The 15,938-nt window shown below is 65.4% G+C and carries 13 protein-coding genes; 10 read left to right on the forward strand and 3 right to left on the reverse strand.

The annotated features are described in order from the left end of the window. Window positions 1-9 precede the first annotated feature (9 nt). Window positions 10-1,332, reverse strand: a complete 1,323-nt coding sequence (ugpB, locus tag I6F21_RS13380; RefSeq protein ID WP_225183218.1) for a sn-glycerol-3-phosphate ABC transporter substrate-binding protein UgpB — start codon at window positions 1,330-1,332, stop codon at window positions 10-12. A 296-nt stretch (window positions 1,333-1,628) separates the two neighbouring features. Between ugpB and I6F21_RS13385 the strand changes: the two genes are divergently transcribed. From I6F21_RS13385 to I6F21_RS13430, 10 genes are all read left to right on the forward strand, one after another. After that, window positions 1,629-2,639, forward strand: a complete 1,011-nt coding sequence (locus I6F21_RS13385) for a TRAP transporter substrate-binding protein (RefSeq protein ID WP_057028609.1) — start codon at window positions 1,629-1,631, stop codon at window positions 2,637-2,639. A gap of 54 nt (window positions 2,640-2,693) precedes the next feature. Beyond that, on the forward strand, window positions 2,694-4,724 hold the full coding sequence (locus I6F21_RS13390) for an ATP-binding protein (RefSeq protein ID WP_192893386.1): 2,031 nt from the start codon (window positions 2,694-2,696) through the stop codon (window positions 4,722-4,724). Then, window positions 4,694-6,439, forward strand: a complete 1,746-nt coding sequence (locus tag I6F21_RS13395; RefSeq protein WP_074447643.1) for a DUF3369 domain-containing protein — start codon at window positions 4,694-4,696, stop codon at window positions 6,437-6,439. The genes I6F21_RS13390 and I6F21_RS13395 overlap by 31 nt, the downstream gene beginning before the upstream one ends. Window positions 6,440-6,478: 39 nt before the next feature. Beyond that, complete coding sequence (locus I6F21_RS13400; protein ID WP_036001902.1) at window positions 6,479-7,210, forward strand: response regulator; 732 nt, start codon at window positions 6,479-6,481, stop codon at window positions 7,208-7,210. A 407-nt stretch (window positions 7,211-7,617) separates the two neighbouring features. Next, window positions 7,618-8,229, forward strand: a complete 612-nt coding sequence (locus I6F21_RS13405; protein ID WP_225183219.1) for a sigma-70 family RNA polymerase sigma factor — start codon at window positions 7,618-7,620, stop codon at window positions 8,227-8,229. A gap of 484 nt (window positions 8,230-8,713) precedes the next feature. Then, window positions 8,714-9,412 (forward strand): cytochrome c biogenesis CcdA family protein, encoded by a 699-nt coding sequence (locus I6F21_RS13410; protein WP_225183220.1) that lies wholly within the window; start codon window positions 8,714-8,716, stop codon window positions 9,410-9,412. A gap of 32 nt (window positions 9,413-9,444) precedes the next feature. After that, the gene (locus tag I6F21_RS13415) at window positions 9,445-10,008 is read left to right on the forward strand and encodes a thioredoxin family protein (protein ID WP_225183221.1); all 564 of its coding nucleotides are present in this window, start codon (window positions 9,445-9,447) and stop codon (window positions 10,006-10,008) included. 103 nt (window positions 10,009-10,111) lie between these two features. Next, window positions 10,112-11,083: a hypothetical protein gene (locus I6F21_RS13420; RefSeq protein ID WP_225183254.1), complete on the forward strand. Its 972-nt coding sequence runs from the start codon at window positions 10,112-10,114 to the stop codon at window positions 11,081-11,083. Between the two features lie 382 nt (window positions 11,084-11,465). Further along, on the forward strand, window positions 11,466-12,059 hold the full coding sequence (locus tag I6F21_RS13425) for a L,D-transpeptidase (RefSeq protein ID WP_109142148.1): 594 nt from the start codon (window positions 11,466-11,468) through the stop codon (window positions 12,057-12,059). Window positions 12,060-12,189: 130 nt separating this feature from the next. Further along, window positions 12,190-13,227 (forward strand): amino acid ABC transporter substrate-binding protein, encoded by a 1,038-nt coding sequence (locus tag I6F21_RS13430; RefSeq protein ID WP_036001959.1) that lies wholly within the window; start codon window positions 12,190-12,192, stop codon window positions 13,225-13,227. 169 nt (window positions 13,228-13,396) lie between these two features. Here the strand turns inward: I6F21_RS13430 and I6F21_RS13435 are convergent, their stop codons facing one another. Beyond that, window positions 13,397-14,536, reverse strand: coding sequence for an acyl-CoA dehydrogenase family protein (locus tag I6F21_RS13435; RefSeq protein WP_225183222.1), 1,140 nt, complete (start codon window positions 14,534-14,536; stop codon window positions 13,397-13,399). A 137-nt stretch (window positions 14,537-14,673) separates the two neighbouring features. After that, complete coding sequence (locus tag I6F21_RS13440; RefSeq protein ID WP_225171930.1) at window positions 14,674-15,888, reverse strand: acyl-CoA dehydrogenase family protein; 1,215 nt, start codon at window positions 15,886-15,888, stop codon at window positions 14,674-14,676. Window positions 15,889-15,938: the final 50 nt, after the last annotated feature.

A 15,938-nucleotide genomic window follows, 5' to 3' on the forward strand; every position in this document is an offset into this window, starting at 1 on the left:
CAACACACCCTACCGCTCGGGACTCGCGCGCTCGAACTGGCGCAAGAGCTTGTTGCCGCGCTCGACGGCGGAATCGAGCGCTGATTGCGCGCTCTTGTGGCCGGCGAAGGCCTGCTCGAGCTCGTCCTCGATCACGCCGCGGATCAGGACGAAGGAGCCGAGCCGGATGCCCTTGGAATTCTCGGTCGGCGGATTGAGCGTGATCTGCTCGAACGAGATCGCCGAGCCCGGATTGCGCTCGTAGAAGCCTTGCGAGCGCGTCAGCTCGAAGGCGGCGCGGGTCACGGGGAGATAGCCGGTGTTCTGGTGCCAGGCGGCCTGCACGCCGGGCTGGGACAGATAGGCGAAGAAGCGCGCCACGCCCTTGTATTCCTCGCGCGGACGGTCGCGCAGCACCCACAGCGTGGCGCCGCCGATGATCGAGTTCTGCGGCGCGCCCTTCACGTCGGGCCAATAGGGCATCATGCCGTAGCCGATCTCGAACTTCGAATTGGCCTTGATGTCGGCGCGCGTCGCCGAGGAGCCGATGAAGATGCCGCACTCGCCCTTCTGGAAGCGCGGCTCGGCCGACTGGCCACGGCCGCTATAGTCGAACAGCTTGGTCTTCTGCCACTCGCTGAGCGCCGCGACGTGATGCACCAGCCTCGGATTGTTGATGGTCAATTCCGCATCCAGCCCGGCGAAGCCGTTCGCCCGGCTCGCGACCGCGAGGTTATGGAAGGCGGCGAAATTCTCGACATGGATCCAGGACGGCCAGGACGTGGTGAAGCCGCAAGCAGCGCCGCGGTCGCGCAGGCGCTTGGCGGCCGCTCCCAGTTCCGGCCAGGTCTTCGGCGGCGCCTCCGGATCGAGGCCGGCGTCGCGGAACATGGTCTTGTTGAAATAGAGGATCGGCGTCGAGGAATTGAACGGAAAGGACAACAGATTGCCCGCCGCATCGGTGTAATAGCCGGAGACCGCGGGCAGGTAATCACTGAGCGAGAACGGCTCGCCCTGGTCCCGCATCAGGCTGAACACCGGATAGATCGCGCCCTTGGCCGCGGTCATGGTGGCGGTGGCGACCTCGTTGACCTGGACGATGGCGGGCTGGCTGCGCGAGCGGAAGGCGAAGATCGCGGCCGTCACCGTCTCGGTGTAATTGCCCTTGTAGACGGGCACGATGCGGTAATCGGATTGCGAGGCGTTGAAGTCGGCGGCGAGCTTCTCCAGCTGCCGGCCGAGCTCGCCGGACATGGCGTGCCACCAGGCGATCTCGGTGGCGGCCCGCGCAGGGGCGGCCAATGCGAGGGCCGCAAAGGCGGCAACGAGCTGCAAAAGGCGCAAGGCTGACATCAGGATGGCTCTTCCCAGGCCGCGGTCGACGAGGCGGCTGTCCTGCTTAAGGCCCGGCAGTGGTCGTTTCAACCGGGAATGAACGCCGGCCGCGCCGCACAATCAGCCCGCTGGCCGGGGGCGGGATGGGACTTCCCTTAACTTCTGCTGGAGCCCCGTTCCGATCGGAACGGGTTCTAAATTATTAATTTGACGGGTTTTCTTTACGCGAACCGGTATCCACTTCGCTTGAAAACGCTTTAGATTGCATTGAACCTTTTCCTTCCGCCATAGACTCCACCACTGAGGGGTTGAGTGTGCCAGTGTTGAGCCGTGCCGAACTCTCGCGGACCGGGGTGGTCTTCGTCGCGCTTCTGCTTGCCGCAGTCTCGTCGAGCATGCGCGCGACGAGTGCGGTTGCGCGCGAATTTCGCGCCGCCGACACCCAGGCCGAAGATTACCCGACCGTCCAGGCGCTGCGCTACATGGGCGCCCTGATCGCCGAGCGCACCAAGGGCCGCCACGAGATCAAGGTGTTCCACTCCCGCCAGCTCGGGGAGGAAAAGGAGACCATCGAGCAGACCCGGGCCGGTGCGATCGACCTCAACCGGACCAATGTCGCCCTGATCGGCAATTTCGTCCCGGCGATGAACGTGCTGGCGATGCCGTTCCTGTTCCGGTCCATCGAGCACATGCAGAAGGTGCTGGACGGGCCTGTCGGCAGCGAGATCCTCGGCAGCTTCGAGCCCTACGGCTTCGTCGGGCTCGCCTTCTACGATTCGGGTGCGCGGTCGATCTATAACGGGGTCCGCCCGGTGAAGACCATCGCGGACCTCAAGGGATTGCGGATCCGGGTGCAGCAGTCGGAGTTGATGAGCCAGATGATGCGCGCGCTCGGCGCCGAACCGGTCGAGCTGCCCTACGGGCAGGTGCTCACCGGGCTCGCCAACCATCTGATCGACGGCGCCGAGAACAACTGGCCATCCTTCGTGACCACGAACCATTACAAGCATGCCGGCCATTACACGCTGACCGAGCACACGATGAGCCCGGAGGTGCTGGTGATCTCTCTGAAGGCCTGGAACAGCCTGTCGGCGGAGGAGCAGACGATCTTTAAGGAGGCCGCGCAGCGCTCCAGCCGGTTCATGCGCGAGAAGTGGCGCGACCTCGAGGAACAGTCGCAGCGCAAGGCGCAGGAAGCCGGCGTGACCATCATCAGGGACATCGACCGCAAGCCGTTCGAGGACGCCATGGCCGCAATCTACGCCAAGGCCGCGCGCGACCCCGCGGCGGCCGCGCTGATCGAACGGATTCGCAAGGTGGAGTGAGGCCTGTTGGCTGCGCTTGGACATAGCGATCACGCGGACAAGCCACCCGGCCCGATCGGGCAGCTGCGCGCGCGCATCGTCGGCCTCTTACGGGCGGTGCCGATCCGCTGGCGCATCCTGTCGATCGCCGCGCTGAACTCCGCCGTGGTCGTGGTGCTGGTGGCGATGATCTGGAACGGCGCCAAGGTGCTCGGCTCGGCCTGGGACGATGTGCGCCAGGTGCGCGAGTCCGACCGGATCCTGGCGCTGCTCGAAAGCGAGACCGGGCGGCTGCAGAACCTGATCCACCGCTACATCAACCAGCCGAGTCCGGACCTGTTCGCCGAGATCCTGTTGCTGCGCGAGGCGGTGCTGGGCACGCTGACCAATCGCGCCGCCAAGGACCCGATGCTATCAGGGTCGGTCGAGGAGCTGGAGCGCACCACCGACCGTTTCCTCAACGGCTTCGGCGAGCTGCGCAGCGTGCAGTCCACCATCGCCAAGACCTATGAGGAGCAGGTGCAGGGCCCGGCCAGGGACATGGCGGGACTCTACTCCATCATCGAGGGCGCCACCGGCCATCGCGACGCGCTGATCTGGCCCTCCCTCGGCAAATCCCGCGAAGCCTTCACCGCGATGCTGGTCGCGGCCAATTCCTATTACCTGTCGCAGTCGTCGGGCGCCGCCGACGACGCGCGCCGCCATACCGAGACGATCGAGAGGACCATCCCGGTCATGATCGATCTCGCCGACAACGACCTGCAGAAGATGGCCTTGCGGCGGCTCGCGGCCCGCACCGCCGCACTTCGCGAGGGCTTTGCAAAACTCTCCGAGCAGCTTGCGAGCCGCACCGAGCTGCTCCGCAACACCATCGACGCCAGCCAGGCCGAGGCGATCGGCGCCATCGACGACCTCTCGACCAAGATGCGCCAGCGCGAGCAGAAGGCGCAGGAGGTGTTCGACCGCACGCTGGCGGATATCTCACGCCGGGTGCTGTCGATCGCGGTGATCTTCCTCGGCATCATCCTCACCGCGGGCGTCCTGATCGCGCTGTCGATCCGCCTGCCGCTGCAGCAAATCATGACCGCGATGCGCGCGATCACGCTCGGCGACCTCGATCGCGAGGTGCAGGGCACGAAAGCGCGCGACGAGGTCGGGGCCATGGCACGCGCGGTCGAGGTATTCCGCGAGAACGCGATCGCCAAGCGCCGGACCGAGGACGAGCTGCGCGCGTCCAAGGAGAAGGCCGAGAGCGCCCTGCTCGAGCTCAACACCGCGCAGCAGAACCTGATCGACGCCGAGCGGCTGGCCGCGCTCGGCGGCCTCGTTGCCGGCGTTGCGCACGAGGTCAACAACCCGATCGGCATCAGCCTGACGGTGGCTTCGAGCTTTGCCCGGCGCACCGAGATTTTCGAAGCCCAGCTCAAGGGCGAGGGCGGCCTGCGCCGCTCGCAGCTGGAGGAATTCGTGCAGTCCTCGCGCGACGCCTCGCAGCAGCTCGTCGCCAATCTGACCCGCGCCGGCGAGCTGATCCAGTCGTTCAAGCAGGTCGCGGTCGACCGCTCCCATGCCGAGCGGCGGCAATTCTCCTTGAGCGAAGCCACCGACCAGATCATCGCCAGCCTCAAGCCCGTGCTGAAGCGCTCGCCGATCACGCTGGAGGTCGACGTCCCCGAGGGGCTGCTGCTCGACGGCTATCCCGGCTCCTACGGCCAGATCCTGACCAACCTCTTCCTCAACGCCGCCAACCACGCCTTCGCCGACGGCCGCGCCGGCCGGATCGCGATCTCGGCGCGGCCGCGCGGCACCGAGGACATCGAGATCAGCTTCTCCGACGACGGGGCCGGCATGACCCCGGACGTGCAGCGCCAGGCCTTTGACCCTTTCTTTACCACCCGGCGCAATGAAGGCGGCACGGGACTTGGCCTTCATATCGTCTATAACCTCGTCACCCAGCAGCTCGGCGGCCGGATGATGCTGGAATCCAAGCTGGGACAAGGCACTACTTTTCGCATTATCATGCCCCGCGTCGCCAAGGGCGGCGCGCAAAGCACAGAAAGTGACGGATCTTCGCAATGGCCGAACAGGACGATGTCCTCCACCTGATCGACGACACCGGTACCGCGTCGGAGGACAGCAACGCCCGGAAATGGAAGATCGCCGTCATCGATGACGATCCGGCCGTGCATGACGGTACGCGTTTCGCGCTGTCGGACTACAGCCTGAACGGCCAGAGCCTGGAGATCCTGTCGGCCTATTCCGCGGCCGAAGGGCGCAAGCTGATGGCCGAGCACCGCGACGTCGCCGCCGTGCTGCTCGACGTCATCATGGAGACCGACGTCGCCGGCCTCGAGCTGGTCGAGTTCATCCGCAACGAGATCCGGAACGAGACCGTGCGCATCATCCTGCGCACCGGCCAGCCCGGCCAGGCGCCGGAGCGGCGCGTCATCGTTCAGTACGACATCAACGACTACAAGGCCAAGACCGAGCTCACCGCCGACAAGCTGTTCACCTCGCTGACCGCGGCGCTGCGCTCCTATCAGCAGCTCGAGCGCATGGTGCAGACGCGGCGCGGGCTGGAGATCATCATCGATGCGGCGTCCACGCTGTACGACTTCAAGTCGATGCAGCGGCTCGCCGAGGGCGTCCTGACCCAGCTCGCTTCGCTACTCAACGTCGATTGCGCCGGCATCCTGGTGCTGCGCGACAATGGCGGCATCGACCCCGAGCTCTCGGTGCTCGCCGGCAGCGGCTGCTACAGCCGCTTCATCGGCACCACCTCGTCGAAGGCGCTCGACCCCGAGCTGCGCGAGATGGTGGAGGCCGCGTTCCAGCGCCGCAAGAACGAGTTCGCCGACCATCGCAGCGTGATCTATTTGCGCACCGGATCGGGCCGCGAGGTCGTGGTGCTCCTCCAGGCCGAGCGCGAGCTGTCGGAGACCGACCGTTCGCTGGTCGAGATCTTCTCCTCCAGGCTCTCGATCGCCTTCGACAACGTCATCCTCTACCAGCAGCTGCAGGACGCCAATACCCAGCTGGAGGACCGCGTCGCCCAGCGCACCCGCGCCCTGATGCAGGCCAACCGCCGCCTCTCGGCGCAATGGCTGCGGTTGCAGCGCGCCAACGGCTTCAAGAACGAGATTCTCGGCACCGTCGCGCACGACCTGAAGAACCCGCTCGGCGTCATTCTCGGCCGCACCGAGATGCTCAAGGAGCTGATCTCGACCGGCGCCTCGGAAAGCGGGGTCGTCGCCCAGGTCGACCACATCCGCGACGCCACCAAGCGCCTGACCACGATGGTCGATCATTTGATCTCGGACGCGATGGCCGATGCCTTCGACATCACCATCCGCCGCGAGCCGGTCGACGTCGCCGCCCTGGTCAAGGAAGTCGCCGAGGCCAACCAGCCGCTCGCGGTCAACAAGCAGCAGGCGATCAGCGTCACCGCGCCGCCCAACATCGTCACCATGTGCGACACCGACCGCATCCGCGAGGCGATCGACAATCTCATCAGCAACGCCATCAAATACTCGCCGATCGGCGGCAAGATCGACGTCACCGTGGTCCACGAGGGCAGCGACACCATCGTCAGCGTCAGCGACGAGGGCGCCGGGCTGTCGCCGGAGGACCTCGGCCGGCTGTTCGGCCGGTTCCAGCGGCTGTCGGCCAAGCCGACTGCCGGGGAGAGCTCGACGGGACTTGGGCTCTCCATCGTCAAGCGTATCATCGACATGCACGGCGGCGAGGTGACCGCCGAGAGCGAGGGCCCCGGCAAGGGCTCGACCTTCACCATCACCCTCCCTGCGACTGAAGCGCCGTGATGTCAAAGCCCGTGATGCAAAGCCCATGATGCAAAGCCCATGACCCAAAGCCAGCACATCATGATCGTCGACGATGAGGCTCCGGCCCGGGAGATGGTCGGCGATTACCTCAAGATGCACGGCTTCACCGTGACGCTGTGCGACGGCGGCAAGTCCTTGCGCGCCGCAATCCAGGGCAGCATGCCTGATCTCGTCGTGCTCGACCTCAACATGCCCGAGGAAGACGGGCTCTCGATCATCCGCGACCTCAAGAGCCGCATCAACGTGCCCGTCATCATGCTGACGGCGACCGCGAGCCCGATCGACCGCGTCGTCGGCCTCGAGCTCGGCGCGGACGATTACGTGGCAAAGCCCTGCGAGCTGCGCGAGCTGATGGCGCGCATCCGCTCGGTGCTGCGGCGGAGCGGACCGGCCAAGGCGGCAGAGGCGCCGGCGGCGAAGTCGGACAAGGAGCAGCTGGTGCGCTTCGGCACCAAATGGCTCGACCTCGAAGCGCAGGCCTTGCGCGACGACGAGGGCAACGAGCATCCGCTGACCGCATCCGAGTTCGGGCTGCTCAAGGTGTTCGCGGCCAATCCGAAGCGCGTGCTGTCGCGCGAGCGCCTGCTCGAGCTTGCCAACGCCCGCGACGCCGAAGCCTTCGACCGCGCGGTCGATCTGCGCATCATGCGCATCCGCCGCAAGATCGAGCCCGACCCGGCCAAGCCTGCCGTAATCCGCACCATCCGCGGCGGCGGCTATCTGTTCTCGCCGCAGGGCGAGAAGGCGTAGGGCGAGCGGCACAACCCGCTCTGCCGTAGCCCGGATGGAGCACAGCGCAATCCGGGGTGCTGTAGCCGCGGATGGAGTTGCCCCGGATTTCGCTGCGCTTCATCCGGGCTACGAGATTATCGCCCCCGGGACGACAGCGGTAGGTGCGGCGCGACCAAACGCAATCCTCCTAAATTCGTTCCGCGGCGCGCCCGTCCGGCCCCGAATCCCCACCCCCGTATTTTCCGTACGTTGAAATCACAAGGTTTTTTGCCCCGAATGTTTCGTCGCACCCTGTCCGGCGAAACAATTTGACGGCGCACGAAACCATTTTCCGCTTTTCGTGCAGACGTCCCGAAACGTTGGCTCATTAACACTTTGACCCAAGGAAACGCCGCTCGGTTGCGGCGCTACGGGGAGCCAAGTCCATGCCGAACGTCATTGCCATCAACGCCCAAGCCGGCCAGAGCATCATTGCCGCTCAGGCGACCTCGGACGACATGCTCCTCGCAAGCATTGCCGACGGCAACCGGACGGCCATGCACATCCTTTACTGCCGGCACAATGTACGGGTGTACCGATTCATCCTGCGCATCGTGCGGGACGCCACCACGGCGGAAGATCTGGTCAGCCAGGTGTTTCTGGACGTGTGGCGGACCGCCGGCCAATTCCAGGGCCGCTCGCAGGTGTCCACCTGGCTGCTCTCGATCGCCCGCTTCAAGGCGCTGACCGCGATGCGCCAGCGCCGCTTTGAGGACATCGATCAGGAGGACGTGCGTCAGATCCCTGATGGTTGCGACACGCCGGAGACCTCGCTCGACCGCAGCGACACCAGCGCCATCCTGCGCGCCTGCGTGCAGAAGCTGTCGCCGGCGCATCGGGAGATCATCAACCTCGTCTATTACCACGAGAAGTCGGTGGAGGAGGTCGGCCAGATCATCGGCATCCCCCAGAGCACGGTGAAGACGCGGATGTTCTATGCGCGCAAGCAACTCGCCGATTTGCTTAAGGGCGCCGGCGTCGACCGTTTCGCCGCTTAACAACAATGTTTTCAAGGGGATAGGACCTTCGTTTTGGCCCTCTCCCCGGACACGGAAGCGTTACCACTGACGAAACAATTGAAACAAACGACAACATCAGGCGGAAAAACTTCCCTTCTATAAAGCTCCCATACGGTTTCGTTAAACCTCCCAAGACCTCCAGCGACCCGGGCGATGCCCCGTCCGGGTCGTTTTTATTTGGGCCTGAGTGGTTGCCGGCTCCGCGGTCGGTGCGCTCCCTCCCCCGCTTGCGGGGGAGGGCTGGGGAGAGGGTGTTTCCGCAACGGGGCACTCCCCCCAGAGGAAAGAACCCTCACCCGCCGCACTCTGCGAGTGCGCCGGCCTCTCCGGCAAGGGGGAGAGGCGGGAGCCCGCGGCCACCGTGCTCTGCAAAGCAACAGCCCCCGTCACGAAGGCGTGACGCTGCGTAACGACCGTCCCACCGCACGCGAACAGCCCTCGTGACCTCCCTCACGACTGCCTCATGCTGGACCTGCTCTTTGCTCTCCTCGCCGGCATCCTCACCATCGCCGCGCCCTGCACGCTGCCGATGTTGCCGATCCTGCTCGGCGCCTCGATCGGGCGCGCGGGGCATCTGCGACCCGCGATGATCGCGCTCGGCTTCGTCTTTTCCTTCTCGATGGTCGCGCTGGCGCTCGGCGCGATCACGCGGGCCTTCGATTTCGATCCGAACGTGCTGCGCGAGGCGGCAGCGGTCCTGCTGCTCGGCTTCGGCCTGTTGATGCTGTGGCCGGCGCCGTTCGAATGGCTGTCGATCCGGATCAACGGCTGGCTCGATCTCGGCAACATCGGCGCCACACAGCGCGAGGGCGCGCTCGGTGGGCTGATCCTCGGCACCACCTTGGGACTGGTCTGGACGCCCTGCGCAGGGCCCGTGCTCGGCTCGATCCTGACGCTGGTGGCGACGTCGAAGAACGTTGCCTGGGCCGGCACGCTGCTGGTCGCCTATGCCATTGGCGCTGCGATCCCGATGCTTGGAATAGCCTATGGCGGACAGGCCGCGACCACGCGCGTACGCAGCTTGGCCCGGATCTCACCGCGGCTGCAGCAGGGCTTTGGCGTCGTCGTGATCGGCTTCGCGGTCGCCGCCTATTTTCAATACGACACGCTGATTGTGGCGTGGCTCACCGGCTTCTACCCCACCGGCCAGATCGGCCTGTGATCCCACCTCATCTTCACCGGAGGACGCTTTCCATGACTCTCAAGCTGCTCGCGGTGTCTGCTGCACTGATCGGCATCACAGTGACCGGCGCCGTGATCCCCGGCATCTGCGACGAGGCCGCACGCGCCGCGCCTGTCGTCACCGCCGCCGCGAACCAGCAGGCCGCGCCCGACTTCACCGGCATCACCAACTGGTTCAACTCGAAGCCGCTTCATATCGCCGATCTCCGCGGCAAGGTCGTGCTGGTCAATTTCTGGACCTATGGCTGCGTCAACTGCGTCAACACGCTGCCGCATGTCACCGGCCTCTACGCCAAGTACCGGGATCGAGGCCTCGTCGTGGTCGGCGTGCACACGCCGGAATTCCCGTTCGAGCGCTCCGCCGCCAACGTGCAGGCCGCGCTGAAGCGCCATGGCATCACCTATCCGGTGGCGCAGGACAATGAGTCCAACACCTGGAACGCCTATCGCAATCAATATTGGCCGGCGCAATACATCGTCGACCAGAGCGGCAAGATCGTGTTCCAGCACGCCGGCGAAGGCAGCTACGACGAGATCGATCGCACGGTGGCCAAGCTGCTGAACGCGAGCAGCTGACGCCGCACGGTCATCGCGCGGCGGGCTTCAATTGTCGCCCTTGTTGCTTGACTCCACGGAGCCGTCCGTGGAGTTTCGCAACCGACGCAATCAGCCGCCCGCAATGGACGCGACCACCAGCACCGACATCCGCCTTCGTGAAGGTTCCTCGATCGCGCAGCGGCTGGTCGTGGCCGGCTGTGCGGCTGCCGTCGCACTCTGCTTCACGCCGGGACTGTTCACGAGGGACGTCCTGGAAATCGCGATATCGTCCGTGGCGCTGCTGGTGGGGGCCGGGTTCGTCGTCGGCATCATGATGGCGCCGGCGGTGGTGTGGATCATCACGCCGGACGAGATCCTGATCGGCCGGCAGCGGCCGTTCGGAAAGCTCCGGACGCGCCTCGTCCGCAAGGACGAGATCGCCGCGCTACAGGTCCCCGGCAGCAAGCGGGTGAAGGCCCGCTTCCAGCTCGTCTTCACCCTGGCCTCGGGCGAGCGGCTGACCTCGCCGCCGATTTCCGATGTCACCCATGTCCGCGACACCGTGGCGTGGATCGCGGCGCATTTCGACGTTCCCAATGTCGAGGCGCCGAGCAACCCGCTCGATGCCAGCAATCCCGAGATGCATCTCGGCGAGCCTCTCGAGGCGTTTCCTGCACGGGAGATCCGCATCGTCGCACTGATCGCGGTGGCTTTGTCCGCGGCCCCCTATGCCTACAAGCTGTGGCGCGGCCTCTCGCCGAGCCATGTTGATATCCTGCTGCTGCCGCTTGGCGCGATCGCCGCATTCGCCGTCTATCGCTATGCCAACCTTGCGACTGGCGCGTTCTGGATCATCGGGCCGAACGATATTCGCGTCGAGCGCCTGTGGGGCGACGGCAGCCTGCGCGCCGACCGCATCGCCGGACCCGACGTGAAAACGATCACGGTCGAGCGCCGCGGCCGCTCCGAGGACGAGCATTGCATCGTGGTGATCCGGCTGCATTCGGGGCGGCGGTTTCGCAGCCCCCGCATCGGCTCGCGCGTCGAAGCCCGCGCCGTCGCGGCGGAGATCGTGCGGCGGCTCGGGATCCCGGCGGAGAGCAACAAGATTTAGCTGGCGCAAATTGTCGGCCTCGATCTCACCGCGCGTTCGATCTAAGCCTCTCCCGCTTGCGGGAGAGGTCGCCGCGTTCCGGGCGATGCGAGCATCGTCCCGCGCAGCGGGTGAGGGTTCTATCCTCTGGGGAAGTGTCCCATTGCGGAAGCACCCTCTCCCCAACCCTCCCCCGCGAGCGGGGGAGGGAGCGAACCACCACTGCGGTACCACCTATGCTTTTCGCGCCATCCCCTGTTCGTGGCATTGCGCCGGGCCCGTCAAAAAACCAAAGCATTCTCGTGACATGCCAGGACGGCGCGCCATCAACTTGCCATGAACTTGCCCCTCAGGTTTGATGGTTCCGAATGATTTGCGCTGTGTGGCAGCGGGGAGAGCTTGAATGACGGATTTTCGTCGCCTGACCGGGATTTTCGTGGCTGCGATGGGACTGGTGCTGTCCACACCGCACGCCTTCGCCCAGCAGCCGGACCGCGGCGACGAGCCGGGCCTGATCGCCGATGACGGATACCAGCTCGAGCCGGAATGGCAGAAGCAGGTGGTCTACTTCCGCACCACCGAGCCGCCGGGCACCATCATCGTCTCGACCGCCGAACGTCACCTCTATCTGGTGCAGCCCGGCGGGCGCGCCATCCGCTATGGCATCGGCGTCGGCCGCGACGGTTTCCAGTGGCAGGGGCTGGTGACCATCACCAACAAGAAGGAGTGGCCGGACTGGACGCCGCCGCCGGAGATGATCCAGCGCCAGCCCTATCTGCCGCGCTTCATGGCCGGCGGACCCGGCAATCCGCTGGGCGCCCGCGCCATGTATCTCGGCACCACCGTCTACCGCATCCACGGCACCAACCGACCCGACACGATCGGCACCAAGGTGTCCTCGGGCTGCTTCCGCCTGGTCAACGCCGACGTCGCCGACCTCTACGATCGCGTCCCTGTCGGCACCAAGGTGGTCATCCGGCAGAAGCCCGAGCTCTAAGGTTCATGATCCCGGCATGATTGCTTCGGACGGTCGCAGCGTGCCTTGCGCCAACGCGGTCGTCCGGATCCGGATCATGCACTCCGTCCTCGCCTGATTCCTTTTCCCGATTTTTCGAGAGAGCAACATGATGCGCACTTTTCGTGGCGGCCTGCTGATCGGGGTCGCCATCGCCGTGCTGGTCGCCATCGGCGCGATCATTTACGAGTTTTACGACACCCGCACCCTGAGGCGCACGGTTCGCCGCGGCGAGGTGCTGTGCGGCGTCAACAAGGGCCTGCCGGGCTTCTCGATCCCCGACGACAAGGGCAACTGGACCGGCTTCGACGTCGATTTCTGCCGCGCGGTGGCCGCTGCGATCTTCAACGACCCCGGCAAGGCGAAGTTCGTTCCGCTCGACGCCAACGAGCGTTTCAAGGAGCTGCAGAGCCGCAAGGTGGACATCCTCTCGCGCAACACGACCTGGAGCATGGCGCGCGAGCTCGACTACGATTTGTATTTCCCGGCCGTGGCCTATTACGACGGCGTCGGCTTCATGGTGCCGCGCACGCGCAACAAGGAGACCTCGCTCGACCTGGCAGACAGCAAGGTCTGCGTGCAGAACGGAACCACGACGACACTCAACGTCGCCGATTACTTCCGCATCAACAACATGAAGTATGAAGAGGTGAAGTTCGATAACCTCAACGACGTGGTGAAGGCGTACGACACCGGCAAGTGCGACACGTTCTCCGCCGACGTTTCTCAGCTCTATGCTCTCAGGCTGAACCTGACGAAGCCCGGCGACCACATGATCCTGCCGGACATGATCTCCAAGGAGCCGCTCGCCCCCGTGGTGCGCCAGCGCGACGACGACTGGATGATGATCGTGAAGTGGACGCTTTACGCGATGATCAACGCCGAGGAGCTGGGTGTCACCTCGGAGAACATCGACGAGGCCCTGAAGTCGAAGAAGCCGGAGGTGATGCGCCTCGTCGGCACCGAAGGCCGTTACGGCGAGCAGCTCGGCCTCACCAAGGACTGGGCCGCGCGCATCATCCGCCACGTCGGCAATTACGGCGAGATGTATGATCGCAACATCGGCGAGAAGTCGAAGCTGAAGATCCCGCGCGGCATGAACCAGCTGTGGAACGCAGGCGGTGTGCAGTACGCACCGCCGATGCGGTAAGGGGTGTCTCCGGCGAACGTCGTAGGGTGGGTTAGCCTTGCAATTGCGCTAAGCGCAATTGCTCGGCGTAACCCACCATGCTTCCGCGTTTGCCGGACGAAGATGGTGGGTTACGCACTGCAGATGCGCTTCGCGCTTCTGCAGTGCTAACCCACCCTACGAGAGCATCTCAATAACCCCGCGACCTGGCCAGCTGCTCGGTGTGGTAGTTCGCGTCGCCGAACAGCTCCTCGCAGACGCGGGCGCGCTTCATGAAGAAGCCGATGTCGAACTGGTCGGTCATGCCCATGCCGCCGTGCATCTGCACGCCTTCCTGCACCGCGCGCGTGGCGGTGGTGCCGGCGCGCGCCTTGGCGACGGCGACGGCGGGTGCGGCCTTGGCAATGTCGGCGTCCAGTGCCTGCAGCGCCTTCATGGTGGCGGCACGGGTGATCTCGATGTCGATGTAGAGCTCGGCGGCGCGATGCTGCAGCGCCTGGAATTCGCCGATCAGTTTGCCGAATTGCTTGCGGCTCTTCAGATACTCGACGGTGCGGCCAAACACCTCGTCGCTGAGGCCGACCATTTCGGCGGCGACGGCGCCGCGGCCGATATCGAGCACGCCATCGAGCGGGCCGGCCGCCTGGTCGACCTCGCCGAGCACGCTGTCGGCGGTGACCTCGACATTGGCGAATTCAATCCGCGCCGCATTGTGCGCATCGACCATGATGGTGCGCTCGATCGCAACGCCCTTGGCCTTGGGGTTGACCAGGAACAGCGTCAGGCCCTCGCGTTCGCCGGCAGAGCCCGCGGTGCGCGCGGCGACGATGAGGAGATCGGCGACATGACCGTCGACCACCAGCGCCTTGGCGCCCGATAGCTTGAAGCCGTTGCCAGCGCGCACAGCCTTGAGGCTGGTCTGCAGCGGGCGATGCTTGGCGCCCTCGTCGATCGCGAGCGTCGCGAGCAGCGAGCCGTTCGCGATCTTCGACAGATATTCCGATTTCTGCGCGGCATTGCCGGCGCGGGTCAGCACTGATGCCGCCACCACTGACGTCGCGAGGAAGGGCGATGGCATCAAGGTGCGGCCGATCTCCTCCATGATGATTCCGGCCTCCACAAAGCCGAGACCGCTGCCGCCGAACTCTTCCGGCACGAGCAAGCCGGCAAAACCCATCTCGGCGAAGGAATGCCAGAGCTGCTTGGAGAAGCCGGTGGGGTCCTTGCTGTCGCGCAAGTGACGCAGGTGCGACACCGGCGCCTTGTCGCTGATCAGCCCGCGCGCGGAGTCGCGGAGCATGGATTGTTCTTCGGTGAGGACGAGGGCCATGTGCGTGTTTCCGTTCGAAATCTATCTGGTTCGTCATTCCGGGATGCGCCGCAGGCGCAGGCCCGGAATCCATACTCCCGACTGGTGGTTATGGATTCCGGGCTCGCGCTACGCGCGCCCCGGAATGACAGAAAGGCTCACGCCCCCGGCAGATCCAGGATGCGCTTGGCGACGATGCCGAGCATGACCTCGGACGTGCCGCCCTCGATCGAGTTGGCCTTGGTGCGCAGCCAGGCGCGCGGGCGCGCGCCCTGCCTGGAGCGCTCGCTCTCCCATTCCAGCGCATCGACGCCGCCCGCCGACATCAGGATCTCGTGGCGGCGCTTGTTGAGCTCGGTGCCGTAATATTTCATCGCCGAGGAGAACGCCGGATGCGCCTGCCCGGCCTTGGCGAGATCGACCGCGCGCTCGGCGCAGGCCGCCAGCGCGGCCTCATCGACGTCGAAGGTCGCGATTCTACCGCGCAGCATGGCGTCGTCGAGCCTGCCCTGCCCATCGGTGCCGACGGAATCGGCCGCGATCTGGCCGAGCGGCCGGCCGACGCCGCGCTCGCCCATCCCCGAGATCATCGCGCGCTCGTGCTGGAGCAGATATTTCGCGACGTCCCAGCCGCGGTTGATGGTGCCGACGACATGCGACTTCGGCACGCGGACATTGTCGAAGAAGGTCTCGCAGAACGGCGAGTAGCCCGAGATCAGCAGGATCGGCTTGGTCGAGACGCCCTTCGAGGCCATGTCGAACAGGATGAAGCTGATGCCGTCATGCTTCTTTGCGGTCGGGTCGGTGCGGACCAGGCAGAAGATCCAGTCGGCGTAATTGGCGTAACTAGTCCAGATCTTCTGGCCGTTGATGATGAAGTCGTCGCCATCGCTCTCGGCGCGGGTCTGGAGCGAAGCGAGGTCGGAACCGGCGTTCGGCTCCGAATAGCCCTGGCACCAACGGATCTCGCCCGCGGCGATCTTCGGCAGATGCTCCTTCTTCTGGGCCTCGTTGCCGTACTTCAAGAGCGCCGGCCCGAGCATCCAGATGCCGAAGCTCGACAGCGGCGGCCGGGCGCCGATCCGCGCCATCTCGGCGCGCAGCACCTTGTGCTCGGCCGCGCTCAAGCCGCCACCGCCATATTCCCGCGGCCAATCCGGCACGGTCCAGCCCTTGTCGCGCATGCGCTCGAACCAGATGCGCTGCGGCTCGGACGAGAATTTCGCGTTGCGTCCGCCCCAGAACACGTCGGCATCGGACGTTGCGGGCTTGCGCATCTCCGGCGGGCAATTGGCTTCTAGCCAGGCGCGGGTCTCGTTGCGGAATGTTTCGAGATCGGCGGATTCGGAATCGCTGGTTTTGAGATCGGTCATTGGTCGTTTCCATCACCCAACATTCGAATTGTTGCCAGCGAGTCTGGGCC

The sequence above is a fragment of the Bradyrhizobium sp. NBAIM03 genome (genome assembly GCF_020194055.1).
GTDB lineage: Bacteria > Pseudomonadota > Alphaproteobacteria > Rhizobiales > Xanthobacteraceae > Bradyrhizobium > Bradyrhizobium yuanmingense.